Source organism: Providencia alcalifaciens, assembly GCF_915403165.1.
In the GTDB taxonomy this organism is placed as follows: Bacteria; Pseudomonadota; Gammaproteobacteria; order Enterobacterales; family Enterobacteriaceae; genus Providencia; species Providencia alcalifaciens_C.
Genome location: NZ_OU659204.1, coordinates 1,563,888 through 1,578,185, shown reverse-complemented (window position 1 = coordinate 1,578,185; position 14,298 = coordinate 1,563,888). Strand labels below are relative to the sequence as shown.

The 14,298-nt window shown below is 44.1% G+C and carries 15 protein-coding genes; 8 read left to right on the top strand and 7 right to left on the bottom strand.

Annotated features, from left to right (window positions below; translation table 11 throughout):
* Nucleotides 1-56: 56 nt before the first annotated feature.
* Both dpiA and dpiB read right to left on the bottom strand, forming a co-directional pair.
* Nucleotides 57-740 carry a two-component response regulator DpiA gene (gene dpiA / locus LDO73_RS07180; RefSeq protein WP_224060814.1) on the bottom strand — a complete coding sequence of 228 codons (684 nt, stop codon included), beginning with the start codon at nucleotides 738-740 and terminating at the stop codon, nucleotides 57-59.
* Nucleotides 733-2,370 (bottom strand): sensor histidine kinase DpiB, encoded by a 1,638-nt coding sequence (gene dpiB, locus LDO73_RS07175; RefSeq protein WP_224060813.1) that lies wholly within the window; start codon nucleotides 2,368-2,370, stop codon nucleotides 733-735. The genes dpiA and dpiB overlap by 8 nt, the downstream gene beginning before the upstream one ends.
* Before the next feature lie 371 nt (nucleotides 2,371-2,741).
* Between dpiB and citC the strand changes: the two genes are divergently transcribed.
* The 8 genes from citC (at nucleotide 2,742) to LDO73_RS07135 (ending at nucleotide 10,810) form a co-directional block, all read left to right on the top strand.
* The gene (gene citC, locus LDO73_RS07170) at nucleotides 2,742-3,794 is read left to right on the top strand and encodes a [citrate (pro-3S)-lyase] ligase (protein ID WP_224060812.1); all 1,053 of its coding nucleotides are present in this window, start codon (nucleotides 2,742-2,744) and stop codon (nucleotides 3,792-3,794) included.
* A gap of 18 nt (nucleotides 3,795-3,812) precedes the next feature.
* The gene (gene citD, locus LDO73_RS18125; protein ID WP_036951301.1) at nucleotides 3,813-4,109 is read left to right on the top strand and encodes a citrate lyase acyl carrier protein; all 297 of its coding nucleotides are present in this window, start codon (nucleotides 3,813-3,815) and stop codon (nucleotides 4,107-4,109) included.
* On the top strand, nucleotides 4,109-5,005 hold the full coding sequence (gene citE / locus LDO73_RS07160) for a citrate (pro-3S)-lyase subunit beta (RefSeq protein WP_224060811.1): 897 nt from the start codon (nucleotides 4,109-4,111) through the stop codon (nucleotides 5,003-5,005). Before citD ends, citE begins: the two co-directional genes overlap by 1 nt.
* 11 nt (nucleotides 5,006-5,016) lie before the next feature.
* Nucleotides 5,017-6,543, top strand: coding sequence for a citrate lyase subunit alpha (gene citF, locus LDO73_RS07155; RefSeq protein ID WP_108479053.1), 1,527 nt, complete (start codon nucleotides 5,017-5,019; stop codon nucleotides 6,541-6,543).
* Between the two features lie 3 nt (nucleotides 6,544-6,546).
* Nucleotides 6,547-7,092 (top strand): citrate lyase holo-[acyl-carrier protein] synthase, encoded by a 546-nt coding sequence (gene citX, locus LDO73_RS07150; protein ID WP_181478433.1) that lies wholly within the window; start codon nucleotides 6,547-6,549, stop codon nucleotides 7,090-7,092.
* Nucleotides 7,073-7,966, top strand: a complete 894-nt coding sequence (citG, locus tag LDO73_RS07145) for a triphosphoribosyl-dephospho-CoA synthase CitG (protein ID WP_224060810.1) — start codon at nucleotides 7,073-7,075, stop codon at nucleotides 7,964-7,966. Before citX ends, citG begins: the two co-directional genes overlap by 20 nt.
* Nucleotides 7,967-8,235: 269 nt before the next feature.
* Nucleotides 8,236-9,669, top strand: a complete 1,434-nt coding sequence (locus LDO73_RS07140; RefSeq protein WP_224060809.1) for an anion permease — start codon at nucleotides 8,236-8,238, stop codon at nucleotides 9,667-9,669.
* Between the two features lie 85 nt (nucleotides 9,670-9,754).
* Complete coding sequence (locus LDO73_RS07135) at nucleotides 9,755-10,810, top strand: 4-oxalomesaconate tautomerase (protein WP_224060808.1); 1,056 nt, start codon at nucleotides 9,755-9,757, stop codon at nucleotides 10,808-10,810.
* A 48-nt stretch (nucleotides 10,811-10,858) separates the two neighbouring features.
* Here the strand turns inward: LDO73_RS07135 and LDO73_RS07130 are convergent, their stop codons facing one another.
* From LDO73_RS07130 to LDO73_RS07110, 5 genes are all read right to left on the bottom strand, one after another.
* Nucleotides 10,859-11,992 carry an AAA family ATPase gene (locus LDO73_RS07130; protein WP_224060807.1) on the bottom strand — a complete coding sequence of 378 codons (1,134 nt, stop codon included), beginning with the start codon at nucleotides 11,990-11,992 and terminating at the stop codon, nucleotides 10,859-10,861.
* Nucleotides 11,989-12,699, bottom strand: a complete 711-nt coding sequence (locus LDO73_RS07125) for an RNA ligase family protein (protein ID WP_224060806.1) — start codon at nucleotides 12,697-12,699, stop codon at nucleotides 11,989-11,991. Before LDO73_RS07125 ends, LDO73_RS07130 begins: the two co-directional genes overlap by 4 nt.
* Before the next feature lie 216 nt (nucleotides 12,700-12,915).
* Nucleotides 12,916-13,425, bottom strand: coding sequence for a beta/gamma crystallin-related protein (locus LDO73_RS07120; RefSeq protein ID WP_224060805.1), 510 nt, complete (start codon nucleotides 13,423-13,425; stop codon nucleotides 12,916-12,918).
* A gap of 40 nt (nucleotides 13,426-13,465) precedes the next feature.
* Complete coding sequence (locus tag LDO73_RS07115) at nucleotides 13,466-13,846, bottom strand: hypothetical protein (RefSeq protein WP_224060804.1); 381 nt, start codon at nucleotides 13,844-13,846, stop codon at nucleotides 13,466-13,468.
* A 38-nt stretch (nucleotides 13,847-13,884) separates the two neighbouring features.
* The gene (locus LDO73_RS07110) at nucleotides 13,885-14,283 is read right to left on the bottom strand and encodes a lipoprotein (protein ID WP_224060803.1); all 399 of its coding nucleotides are present in this window, start codon (nucleotides 14,281-14,283) and stop codon (nucleotides 13,885-13,887) included.
* Between the last annotated feature and the right edge of the window lie 15 nt (nucleotides 14,284-14,298).

The following is a 14,298-nucleotide window of genomic DNA, read 5'->3' as shown; positions in this document are numbered from 1 at the left end:
ATCATAAACACATCACTATAAAATACCTTTATGCCCCTTCATTTCTCTATCCATAACTACTGAAAATTACCCCGATATATCCGCTGGGGACGTCCTACTTTGCCGTACTCAATTTCCGCTTCAATTTTACGTTGGGCTAAACAATACTCTAAATAACGGCGGGCGGTGGTGCGGCTTAATTTTATGGTTTCTGCAATTGTCTCTGCCGTATATTCCGCATCGGGTACTGCAAATAACGCGAGCACTTTATCAAGCGTAATAGCATCAATCCCCGTCGGTAACTCTTCTTTACTCTCACCGCGCGCATAGGTATTAAACATATCATCAATCTGGCTTTGATTGGTTTTATTGGCACCCTGCAAAACCGCTTTACGCTGAATATAGCGATCTAACGTTTGCCCTAAACGCTCATAAGCTATCGGCTTAACCAAATAATCAAACACACCGAGGCGAATAGCCTCAGAGACTGTATCCATATCACTGGCGGCGGTGGTGAATACAATATCCGCGCTATTGCGTTCCTGAAGCAGTTCATGAACTAAATCAATCCCTTTCCCGTCAGGTAAATAGTTATCCAACAAAATCAAGTCAGGCTTCATGTACTCAATCATTTTTCTTGCTTCCGCAAGATTGCCCGCAAGCCAGACTTTGTCACAAGCAGGATAAGCTTTAATGTACTCCGCGTGCATCTCCGCAAGGAGCAGTTCATCTTCGACAATGAGGATTTTTATCTTAGCCATTTTGCGTCTTCACTTTCGGTATAAAAATAGAGAATACAGTACCATACGGTTGATTATCTTCAATGATCACCGCCCCATTACATCGATTAACATAGGAAGCCACCAAAAATAGCCCTATACCATGTCCATCGACAGCATCCGTTTTTGTTGTTGTTCCGCGTTCAAACCATTTATCTTGCAGCTCAAGAGGAAAACCACATCCTTGATCAGCAACTTCAATCACAATCTCATTATTTTCATCTGAGATATACAATTCTACCTGTTTATTACCCGCTTCGTTCTTTAAGCTGGCTTCGAAGGCATTATCTAATAAATTTCCTAATACAGCACAGAGTTCCGTGCTATTTAATGAGTTAGGTAATTCACGGAGTTGGCAACCCGGTACAAAAATAAGCTGCAACCCCAGTTCTCGCGCACGGTGATATTTACCAAATAACAACCCGGCCACTTGTTTATCTGCAAATTGTTCGCGTAGGGAGTCTATTAATTGTTGTCGAGATTCCGACTCCCCCTTAATTAACGCTAAGGCTTGGTCATACTCTTTCATTTGCAGCAAGCCGCTTAAAGTAGAGATCCAATTTAAATGCTCGTGGCGCAATGTGCGCAAATTATCCACATATTGGCGAACCTGAGAAAGCTGAGCATTTAAGGATTCAATATCATTTTGGCTACGGAAGCTGATCACCGCTCCCGCAAGCAACTCACCATCCATAATAGCAACTCGGCTGGCTATCACATTCAACCCATTGAACTCGCAAACTATATCATGATGGTTTTTCGCGATTTCTTTCGTAAAAAAGCCTGCAGGAGAAACATAATCGGAAATCGGTTTACCGATTAACTGTTTTGCTGACTCACTCAGCGCTAACATTTTTCTGGCATTATGGTTGATATTGATAATTTTCCCATAACGGTCGACGGCAATAATGCCTTCAAACACCGCATCAAAAATCCCTTTTTGCACCAATACTAATTGGGTTATTTCTTCGGGTTCCATGCCGAGCATTTGCCGCTGAATTAATCGGGCGAATGCCCAAGATAGAAATAGCAAAATCACCAACACCCCTAAAAATGTTGCTGACGTTTGCACAAATACCTCAGCTAATGAGGTATCTATTTTGGTGGTGAGATAACCGATGGAAACAACGCCAATGACTTTACCGTTCTCATCAAAGATAGGCGTTTTTGCACGAACTGCATTCCCCATGGAGCCTTCGCCTTTAATAAAATAGCTTTCACCATTTTCTAGCGCCCCCGGTTTATTCCATTGCATTGGGTAGCCAATCTTTTCACTATTCGGATGATATAAACGAACCGAATGTTCATCACCAATAACGACATAGTCATAACTGGAATCTTGATTGAGCTTATCGGCAATAACTTTTAGCTTAGGAATATCTTTATCTTTTACAGTACTGACGATGCCATCCAATGAAGCGATCATTTTGGCTTGGCTCATGGCGAGCACGCGAATGTTCGCCATCATGCGGTTTTCTGTGGTATCCGTAAAATATTTGCCTAATCCAAACGTCAATAACACGGAAGCCAGTAACAATAGAAGAAAGACTCTTCCAGAGAATGAAAAAATATTCCCTTTTTTAAATGGAATCTGTGAAAACTCTGTTTTCATCTCGTCTCTCTATAACTCGCTAAAAAGTAAAATTATTGTTACACGCAAAAATACCAATAATGAAGATAAAAGATAACGTAGTCCGCTTAGTAATGCACATATTATTAATTAAACACATTAAAACCACTGAGTAAAGTTCATAACTCTTAATTAAAAACATTAAAACCATTAAACAAATACAAACTCATTTTAGAAACATGAAATAGGTCAAATATATTATATGCAGGGTATTTAATATGAATATTGAAAAGGATAATTAAATAAAAATTGAGAACTTAGGTAATTAACGGTAAGCCAAAAATATTTATTTAATTAACTTTAACATTAGCAACATTTTTAATACATCTCTAAATGAGATGCAGGATACCATTATGTTCGACAGCATAACGTTTAACCAAGTAAAACGTCATGAGAACAGAAAGCTCAATGATATCACTCAATTTTTAAAAGAGAATGATTTAGACATTGATGCCAGCGTTGACATCTTTATTACGATCACACGTAACGAAAAGTTAATTGCCTGTGGTGGTCTCGCGAAGAATGTCATTAAATGCGTTGCGATTAGCGATGAAGTTCGCGGCGAAGGTTTAGCTTTAAAATTAGCGACTGAATTGGTGAACCTCGCTTATGAAAATAATACCACGCACCTATTTATCTATACCAAATACCAAAATGAAGAGCTATTTCATCAATGTGGATTTCATACCATTGCTACTGTGCCCAATGTGATGGTTTTAATGGAAAATAGCTGCTGTTATTTAAATCGCTATATTAAAAGTTTAAAAGCCCAATATAAAGCAGGAAAAAAAATTGGCGCTATCGTGATGAATGCCAACCCATTCACATTAGGGCATCGTTACTTAATTGAACAAGCTTCAAAGAACTGTGATTGGCTACATTTATTTGTTGTCAAAGAAGACACTTCCCGTTTTCCGTATAAAGTTCGCCTGAAATTAATTGAAGAAGGTACAAAAGGAATTAATAACCTCACTATTCATAAAGGTTCGGAATACATTATTTCACGGGCTACATTCCCTTGTTATTTTATTAAAGACATTACTGTAGCCAACAACTGTTATACAGAAATCGATATTAAGATTTTTCGCCAATATATTGCTCCGGCGCTGGGAATTACCCATCGTTTCGTCGGCTCAGAGCCATTTTGCCAAGTCACTAACCAATATAACCAAGACATGCGCTACTGGCTGGAAACCGATGAAATGCCATTCCCACCCATTGAACTGGTCGAATTCCCGCGGACAGTGATCGACGGTACGGCGGTTTCCGCCTCGCAAGTTCGAAAACTGCTCGCTAAAAAAGATCTTGCGGCGATCAAGCCGATTGTGCCCCCTGCCACGTATCACTATTTACAAGAGATGCTAGCAGTTCAGACACCGTCGCCTACCCCCGCACTACAAGCTTGAATTAGTTATAGGTGAAATATGAAGATACTACACGCAGCGGTTGCTGGCACACTCGAATCCAGTGATGTCATGGTACGAATCGAGCCTCTTGAAGACACTCTTGAGGTCTCATTGCAGATCACCAGCAGTGTTGAAAAACAATTTGGTGATGCCATCAATGCCATCGTGCTTGAAATGATTGAAAAATACGACATTCAAGGCGCTGAAATTGTGGTGGATGATAAAGGTGCATTGGAGTGCGTTCTACGCGCTCGCCTCGAAGCCTTACTGGCTCGCGCCTGTGATCTCGATGCTCTGCCATGGGAGGATAAATAATGACACCGGGAAGAAAAAGCCGCACTCGCAGAAGTATGCTGTTCGTCCCGGGCTCCAACGCCGCGATGCTCAGTAACTCCTTTATTTATAAAGCTGATGCTTTGATGTTTGACCTCGAAGACTCCGTCACCATTCGAGAAAAAGATACAGCGCGTCGTCTGGTGTATCACACACTGCAACACCCGTTATATCAAGATATTGAAACCATCGTGCGCGTTAACGCCCTCGATTCTGCTTATGGGGTTGCTGACCTCGAAGCCGTCGTTCGCGGTGGCGCTGATATTGTGCGCTTACCGAAAACCGATACTGCGCAAGATATTATTGATATTGAAAACGAAATTCTACGCATTGAAAAAAGCTGTGGGCGCGAAGAAGGTAGCACCGGGTTACTCGCCGCTATCGAATCTCCGATGGGGATCACTCAAGTAGTGAATATTGCTCACGCTTCTCCAAGATTAATAGGCATCGCATTAGGTGCCGAGGACTATGTCCGCAATTTGCGCACCGAGCGGTCTCCAGACGGCATTGAACTCCTCTATGCTCGGTGCGCCATTTTACAAGCCGCGCGTTCTGCCGGTATTCAAGCCTTTGATACCGTCTATTCTGACGCCAATAATGAAGAAGGCTTCCTCAAAGAAGCCGCACTCATTAAGCAGCTTGGTTTTGATGGCAAATCATTAATTAACCCAAGACAAATTGAATTACTGCATAACTTATATGCCCCAACCCAAAAAGAAGTCGACCATGCGCAGCGCGTCGTAGACGCCGCTGATGCCGCAGAGCGAGAAGGCAAAGGCGTCGTGTCCCTCAATGGCAAAATGGTAGACAGCCCTGTAATTGAAAGAGCCCGCTTAGTGTTATCGCGCGCGGCATTATCAGGCATTCGGGAAGAGTGAGGCAGAACATTATGACAACCAATACATTGCGTCAGGCTCGCGTATCAGCCTACTTAGCACCTAAAGACGATGAATTACTGCGTGAATTCAAAGATATCGGTAAAGTTCAGCAGCAAGTTCAAAAACCACGCAATCGCAAACTGTGTGATGACCTGCAAGTGGCTATCCGCCGTTCAGGATTAAAAGATGGTATGACCATCTCTTTCCACCACGCTTTTCGTGGCGGTGACTTAACCATCAACATGGTGATGCAAGTGATTGCTGAAATGGGTTTTCGCAACCTAACACTGGCATCTAGTTCACTCAGCGCTTGCCACTCGCCACTGGTTGAACACATTCGCCATGGCGTCGTCACTAAGATTTACACCTCTGGCTTACGTGGCCCATTAGCCGAAGCCATTTCTCGTGGCGAATTAGCGGAACCCGTGCAAGTTCACTCCCATGGTGGACGTGCCAACCTTGTTCATAGTGGCGAATTAAAAATCGACGTAGCATTTATCGGCGTTCCGTCTTGTGACGAATACGGCAATGCTAACGGATACACAGGCAACGCAAGCTGCGGTTCACTGGGTTATGCCAAAATCGATGCGGAAAATGCCAAAAAAGTGGTCATGTTGACCGAAGAGTTTCTGCCTTACCCACATAACCCATCAAGCATTAAGCAAGATGAAGTGGACTACATTGTCAAAGTCAAACGTGTGGGGGATGCTGACAAAATTGGTGCCGATGCCACTCGCATGACCTCCAATCCGCGTGAATTATTGATAGCGCGTACCGCCGCTGATGTGATTGAAAAATCAGGGTTCTTCAAAGAAGGATTTTCACTGCAAACCGGTACTGGCGGGGCTTCGCTGGCAGTCACTCGCTTCCTCGAAGATAAAATGCGCCGTCATCATATTCATGCAGGCTTCGCGTTAGGTGGGATCACCTCAACCATCGTTGATCTCCATGAAAAAGGCTTAATTAAAAAATTACTCGATGTACAAAGCTTTGACCGCGCTGCTGCCGAGTCTCTCGCGCGTAACCCTAATCACATTGAAATCAGTGCCAACCAATATGCTTGCTTTGATTCCAAAGGTGCCTCGGTGGACATGCTCGATGTGGTGGTGCTCAGTGCTTTAGAGATTGATACTCGCTTTAATGTCAATGTGTTAACCGGCTCCGATGGGGTTATTCGCGGCGCATCCGGTGGGCACAGTGACACAGCGGTGGCGGCGAAACTGTCTATCATCGTTGCGCCGTTAGTACGCGGTCGTATCCCAACGTTGGTGGACGATGTGCTGACTTGCGTTACACCAGGTTCCAGCGTCGATATTTTGGTGACTGACCATGGTATTGCCGTTAACCCAGCACGCCCTGAGCTGAAGCAACAGCTAGAAAGCCAAGGCATCAAAACCGTTTCTATTCAATGGTTACGTGAACGCGCCCAATTATTAACGGGCACACCAAACCCTATCGAATTTACCGACAAAGTAGTGGCGGTGGTGCGTTATCGTGACGGTTCTGTGATTGATGTTGTCCATCAAGTGAAGGAGTAGAACATGTTTTACCCACTGCCTGATACCCAAGAGCAATTTGACATTTCCTTACCTGACTTATTGGCGAGCCGTGATGCCCGTCAGGCTCGTCAGCAAGAGTGGATTGGTCTCCATCAGGTAACCTTGATTTCATTTACTGTCGTTTTTCCGGGACCGGTTAAAGACAATCAACTGGTCAGAGACATTTTTAATCAAGGCTTAAATGCGCTTAAGCAAGTTGCTTCATGCAGGCAGTGGGTACTTTTATCACAACAATCATTCCCTTTCGTTACCGGACCGGAATGTTTAGTCGCCGTCAATGCCGATGCCCTTGAGGTCAAAAAAGCCTTAATGGAAGCGGAAGAATTATCCCCCGTCGGCCGACTTTGGGACTTTGATGTTTTTGATGCAAATGGCGTTTTATATTCTCGCAGCCAATTCAATTTACCGACTAGACGCTGCTTGATTTGTGACAATGAAGCCAAGGTGTGTGCGCGCCAACGCAGCCATTCCCTTGAGGAAATTTTGCGTCGTATCGAGGAGTTAGCCTATGCTCCAGCAAAAAATTAGCCAAGAACGTACGTTAAATGATGACGTGGTGAGTCACTACAGCCAACTGGCTTGGCAAGCGATGCTTGCTGAAGTCAACTTAACCCCTAAACCGGGTTTAGTGGATAAATGCAACACTGGCGCTCATAAAGATATGGCGCTGACCGATTTTCATTTAAGTGCCAATGCGATTGCAAAATTCTTTCCACTCTTTTTGCAAGCGGGTTACCAATATTGTCAATTACCGATTAATCAGCTACTTCACCAAATTCGCGGTATCGGTATCGATTGTGAAAAAGCGATGTTTCGTGCCACTCAAGGGGTGAATACCCACAAAGGTTCAGTTTTTTCATTAGGTTTAGTGCTCACGGCCGTGGGGTATTTATTAGGGTTACAGCAGCGAGTGACACCCAACGCAATCAGCCAAGTCGTTTCTGGCATGTGCCAAGGATTAACCGCTGAGCTGCAACAGTCCGCAGAACGCCCAACAGCAGGGCAACGTTTATTCCAAGAATATGGATTCACCGGCGCTAGAGGGGAAGCAGAACAAGGTTATCAATTGGTGATAGCTCATGCACTGCCCCATTATTTGAAACAGCTGGCTGATGGTAAACAAGCCGATATTGCCCTACTCGATACGTTAATTTTGCTGATAAGCCTCAATGACGATACCAACATTGCCAATCGCGGTGGCATGGCGGGGCTTCAGTGGGTAAAACAGCAAGCCAACAACCTGTTGCAGCAAGGGATTCAAGACGAACAGGATTTATGCAAAGTCCAACAATTTGACTTGCAGTGTATTGAAAAAAATCTAAGCCCCGGAGGCAGCGCAGATTTATTAATTCTAACGTGGTTTTTTGCGCGATTACCTGCGAATGCTTATTTATCTTCATAAATAAAAACAACTTAAATATTCATTAACAAAGGAACAAACATCACAAAATTGATTAATTAAAACCAGAGAAAATAATTTTTAAATAAAAACTGATTTTGCTTTTCAATCATTAATAACATTTCTGTCAATAAGCGTTAACCAATAGTTTTATTAAAAAAATAACACTATTCAAGATACCGCTATATCCAGAAATAGGTTTCCACACATTTTAGATATTCGTTTTATGTGATTTAAAAAATTTAAAGTTTATATTCTTGAAGGATTAGCCTATGCAAAAAGATAAAATATGGAAGCTATTAGTTTTAATAGCCATTCCAATAATCATAGCCTTAATACCGACGCCCGCAGGGCTACCGAGTATTGCATGGCTATTATTTGGTTTGTACCTTGCCGCCATTGTGGGGCTGGTATTAAAACCTTATTCCGAGCCTGTGATCTTGTTAGCCACGATTGCCGCCAGTGCGGTGATCATCGGTGTGACAGGCACTAAAGACGTCAAAGTTGGCGAAGTACTGAGTGGTTATTCATCGGGTACAACGTGGTTAGTTTTCGCCGCGTTCACCTTGAGTGCTGCATTCGTCATTACCGGTCTAGGTAAACGCCTTTCCTACATTCTTATTGGAAAGTTAGGTGGCACCACTCTTGGACTTGGTTATGTTACTGCGATTCTTGACCTGATCATCGCGCCTGCTACGCCATCAAATACGGCGCGGGCCGGTGGGATTGTGTTCCCGATTATCAACAGTGTGGCGGTGGCGTTAGGGTCTGATCCTGAAAAAAGCCCCCGTAAAGCGGGTCACTATTTGCTGGTAAACGTGTATATGGTGACCAAAACCACCAGCTATATGTTCTTAACCGCCATGGCACCAAACGCGCTGGCATTAGCAATGATGACCGACATTATGGGCATCCATTTAAGCTGGGGTGGTTGGGCATTAGCCGCTGCCGTACCGGGCTTAATCATGTTGATCCTCACTCCGTTGATTATCTACAAAATGTATCCACCTGAATTGAAAAAGGTGAATAACAAAGAGATCGCGGCAAAAGGTTTAGCGGATTTAGGTCCAATGACCATGCGCGAAAAACTGCTCAGCATTATCTTTGTGCTGGCGTTATCAGGCTGGATTTTTGCCGATAAAATTGGGGTTAGCGCCTCTAGCGTCGCAATTGCGGTTATGGCATTAACACTGATCCTCGGTGTCGTGACTTGGGATGATGTGTTAAAGAACAAAGGTGGCTGGAACACCCTGATTTGGTACGGTGGTATTATCGGGATGTCCGGCGTACTCACCAAAGCAGGCTTCTTCAAATGGTTAGCCGATGTGATGAGCGAACACCTCTCCTTCGGTGATCAAGCGATGTTAGCGTTCTTTGTCATCATGTTTATCAGTGTCGCGATTCGTTACCTGTTCGCCTCTGGTGGTGCCTATGTGGCGGCGATGGTCCCTGTTTTCGCCACCGTTGGTATGGTCGCAGGCGCACCGCCGATGCTGTTAGCGCTGGGTTTACTGTTCTCTAACGCCTACGGCGGCAGCTTAACCCACTACGGAGGCGCGGCAGCTCCAATCGTCTTCGGTGCAGGTTACAACGATATTCGTTCTTGGTGGATCATTGGTGGAGTTGTCGCCTTCTTAAGCTTGTTAGTTCACATGACTATCGGTTTAGGTTGGTGGGAAATCCTTATCAATATGGGCTTAATCTAATCCCCCTACTGGAATAATAGACAATGGAGTGCAAGCAATTGCGCTCCATTTTTCTTCCCAGCAAAGCATTCAAAAAGGAAGTGTGATGAAACAAATTCCTTGTACATTAATGCGCGGTGGTACATCAAAAGGCGTTTTTCTCCTCGCTGATGACCTCCCGACTGACATTCAACAGCGTGATGAGCTGATCCTCGCCATTATGGGCTCCGGCCATCCTTTACAAATCGATGGTATTGGTGGCGGTAGCCCGCAAACCAGTAAAGTTGCCATTATTAGCCCATCGACACACCCAGATGCGGATGTTGACTACCTTTTTGCACAAGTCGCCATTACTGAGCGTATTGTCGATACCGCCCCTAATTGTGGCAATATTCTGTGTGCGGTCGGGTCATTCTCGTTAGAAAAAGGGTTAGTACCCATTACCGGGGATGTGACCACCGTCAGAGTGCGTAACGTCAACACCAATACCTTTATCAATGCCACCATTCAGACCCCTAATGGGCAAGTGGAATATAACGGTAATGCAACTATTGCCGGTGCTCCCGGTCAGGCTGCCCCTGTTGGTTTAACTTTTCTTAATGCCAGCGGAACCAAAACAGGGAAACTGTTCCCTACCAGAAATGTGGTCGATATCATTGATGGTGTTGAAGTTTCTTGCCTCGATATGGCGACGCCTGTGGTGCTTATCGATGCCCCTCAACTGAATAAAACGGGGTATGAAACGGCGGATCAACTTGAAGGCGATAGCGAGTTTATGCAAAAACTGGAGCACCTTCGTCTGCAAGCTGGTGCCATGATGGGGTTAGGCGATGTCAGCAAAAAAGTGATCCCCAAACCCATATTGGTTTCCCCTGCTATTCACGGCGGCACCATTAATGTGCGCTACTTTATGCCCCATAAATGCCATGGCGCATTAGCGGTAACGGGTGCAATTGCCATTGCCACGGGCTGCGTCATTTCAGGCACTGTTATCGAGCGTTATCTGCAAGGAGATGTGGATATGCAGAAGATTGCCATTGAACATCTCAGTGGCAAATTTGAGGTAGCGTTAAGTAACCCGACAGATAAGCCTGAAGGCATTCAAGCTTCGATTATTCGTACTGCCAGAAAATTATTTGAAGGGAAAGTTTTTGTGCCTTGATGGCGAGCTGATTGTCCTGCCGCTTTGACAGAGGCAGGACAATAAAACTTACTTCACCGGCTCACTCAAAAACTCACCATTGATATAGTAAGAAACTTGATGAGCTTCATCAGGGGTTGGTATTTCCAGTTTCCCCGCCATTCTTTCCATCACATTTTCCGGTACCGCATATTTGCGCTGGCGATTTTGCTGCTGCCACTGCTTGTACGGCACTTCCAGATAAATCAAATGCACCTTGGCTTGGTAGCGAGCAAATAGGCTAATCATACTTTCACGCAATGAAGCACTTAGCGATGTCGCATTCCAAATAAAATCTTGTTTGCTACGCAAATAGACCTTCGCTTGTTCTTTCGCTTGCTGCGCAACCCAACCTTGGGCATTTTTATCCGCTGGGCTGATTTTATGCATTCGGCGAATTTCATCCAAACATACCATCGGCGTTTGAGAGTAATGCTGTTGAATAAAATGATCTTTCCCCATTCCCGGCAGACCACACAACATAATCACTTCGCTACCGTCTTCATCAAATGGTTGATAATCCGGCGTGCCGCGCTGGGTGTGGAAATAGTGAAAACGCCCCGCCAATGAGGCGAAGGCTTTTGGCTGATCCCAACAATCATGTTCACGGCAAAATAATTCAAATAGCTCAATGCGCGCTAATAAATCCGCTTTGTCTTCACATTTACGCCCGATAGCATCTGCTTTCGCTAACATACACAGCAAGGACATTTCGACCCGTAATGATGCGGCGTATAACGCTCGATCTGGATCTGGCTTATCCATCAACCATAATGGTAAACCGTGAAAGCGCACTAATGCGGCAATCTGCTCGCGGATAGCAAATGGCGTTTCCACGTCACGAAACAAAATATGGCGAGCGGATAACTCCCCTTTTTTTGCGTGCCCCGGTGAGCGAATACGCCCCTCTTCTTCTCGAGTGGTGCTGCGCTTTTCCACATCGTGCAAGAGCGCCGCTGCCCAGACAATCTGCTGTTGTGCTTCAGGCAATTGCTGATATTCCGGTAAGGCTTCCAGCGCCGCTAATACCATTTGGGTATGGATAGCCACATCCCCTTCGGCATGGTGCAGCGCATCTTGAGGGACGCCATGCATATCACGCACAAATTCAAAATGATCAGCAAGTTGTGACCATTCCCGTTGTTTTGTCAGTTGCCAACTCATTGGTCACCTCCTTGCATCTCAAATGCTAATTTCGCGCGCTGCCAATTTCGTTTCCAGTGGATATCGGTTTTTACATGGTTTTTGCGCACATATTTAAAAACGTGCTGTATAAAATCATCCACGGCAAAACCTTGGCGATTGCGCGTTACAATGCCTTCCATGCTGCACGGTTTTCCAGTGTGGGTATCCCGTGCAATAAATTGACTATCTTCCCCTGCTGCGGCGATTAATTCGCTGCTGTATTGTTGGGCTGTGAGGGTTTTGTCGATACCCAAATGAAGCTCGGGTACAGTCGGGAAATCAAACAGTGAGGCGTAAAACTTCACTTCATCCCAACTGAGCCAATAATCCCCTTGGCGTACGGCGAATACGTAAAAATAATCTTCGATATGTTGATATTCGATGGAGTGCACGGCATACAGATTTTCGCCAAACAATTCGATATCACCCAGATCGTCTTTAATTAATTGCCAGCGCTGACGAATTTGCTGCGACCATGCCGACTGAGTCGCTGCGCCATGGGAACGGGCAAATACGCCGTGACGATTCAAGCAATTATTTTCACCATCGAGTTTTTCAGTATGAACCAGTTGTTCAATATTTTGGATGTGCGCCCACCAATCGCTATTAATACGATCGTCGTTGGTGGTGCCCGGTGAGAACGGATAGTGATACGTTCTACCATACTTCCTTGATTGCATATTCATTATGCTTTCTCTACAGAAATAACAAAACACAACAAATCTTGTGCAAGATTTGCCTCTGCGATAATTGAGAAATCAAGTGTTGGTATTACATATCTAGTCCGCGAGACGGCCTCATTTTGGGTGTTTTATCAGAAAAACAGCAAGAAATAACTTAGTTGGGGGAATTTTACATGAATTGGAATAAAATCCAACTCAGCACGGTTACCCATAATAAAATTAGAGACGATTCTCAATTTTTACCGAGCGGATTTTCTCACCGTAACTCACCGCTCTACTTTCACCACTCCATTCTGAATGACTTTTTCCTTGATAATTTGTCTCTTCATAAAATGTGACACGCCAACCAAAGGGAATACTGAACGATTTTATTTCACCAAACAATTCCATCTTCGATAAGTCAGGCACACTTTCTGTGATACCGATATATTTGCCACTTAGCCAATTATCGTTATACATCAGGATGGCATTTTCCTTTATATTCTTCGTTTCATCTTTAGCGAGAACCGTAGTAACACATTGGGCATCTTCATTTTTGCAAAAAATTTCACCGTGCGTTTTTTTACAGCTTCGAACAACATTTTCACGCGCTGCACTCTCCGTCACTCCCGCTTCAACTATCGGCGTTGAAAAGGGTAGCAATCCACAGAGATAAATTGTTTTATCATTGTTCAACTGCGCAAATGCCATGTGGGTAAACAGCATAAATAATAACGCTATCTTTTTCATTTTAATGACTCAAATTGATTAAGGTGTCATGTTAAATAGTCTATTTAACCGTACTGGAGGTCGTTGATGACCACGAAAATAATGTGATGGTACTTCCATTACCTGAATTAGAGTCGGACAGTGAGCTTAATTTGCATTTAGCGTCTTCTTTCTTACAGAAAATAGAACTTCTGTTTTGCTCACAACGTCTTGCCGTTTTTTCTCTGGCAACTATTTCAGACACTCCCGCATCAAAGTACATTTCGTTAAATGGCTGTAAAACGCAGATATACACCTCAGAAGGGGTATTATTGCCAAATTGATTTCCCGCATTAAATTGGCCCCCCGTATTAAACTGCCCACCTGTATTAAACTGCCCCCCTAGGCCCGAAACACACCCACTTAACATCCACGATAACGCCAAAATTAGATATTTATTCATCTTATCAAACTCAATATTTTTATTGTGTGGCCATTGAATTAGTCAAAGCAAATCGTGACGGTGCAATCGTTACCATCACAACGGGCTTGGGTGCCATTCTCAATTTCCACGCGAGCGCCATTTTGCTTTAACCATGCTTTCGTCGTTTCGACTTTATTATGTTGGCCTGTCTGGCTTTCGATAATCACAATACGTCGAGCATTTCTCACGGTGCTATACACCGATTGATCATAAGAACGATAATTCGGATTAAAATTGATCAGCTCTCGTTTGCACGTCACGTTAACCGCATCACTTTGAAATAATAAATCAAAAAAACCGAGGTCTTTATGAACAATCAGTTGAGGCGGATACGCATTCCCTTTTTTATATTGTGTGGAGTTAGCGCAAGCAGATAAGACAAAAACAGCACCGAGTAAAAATAAGATTTTTTTCATTTATTACCTCGTCAT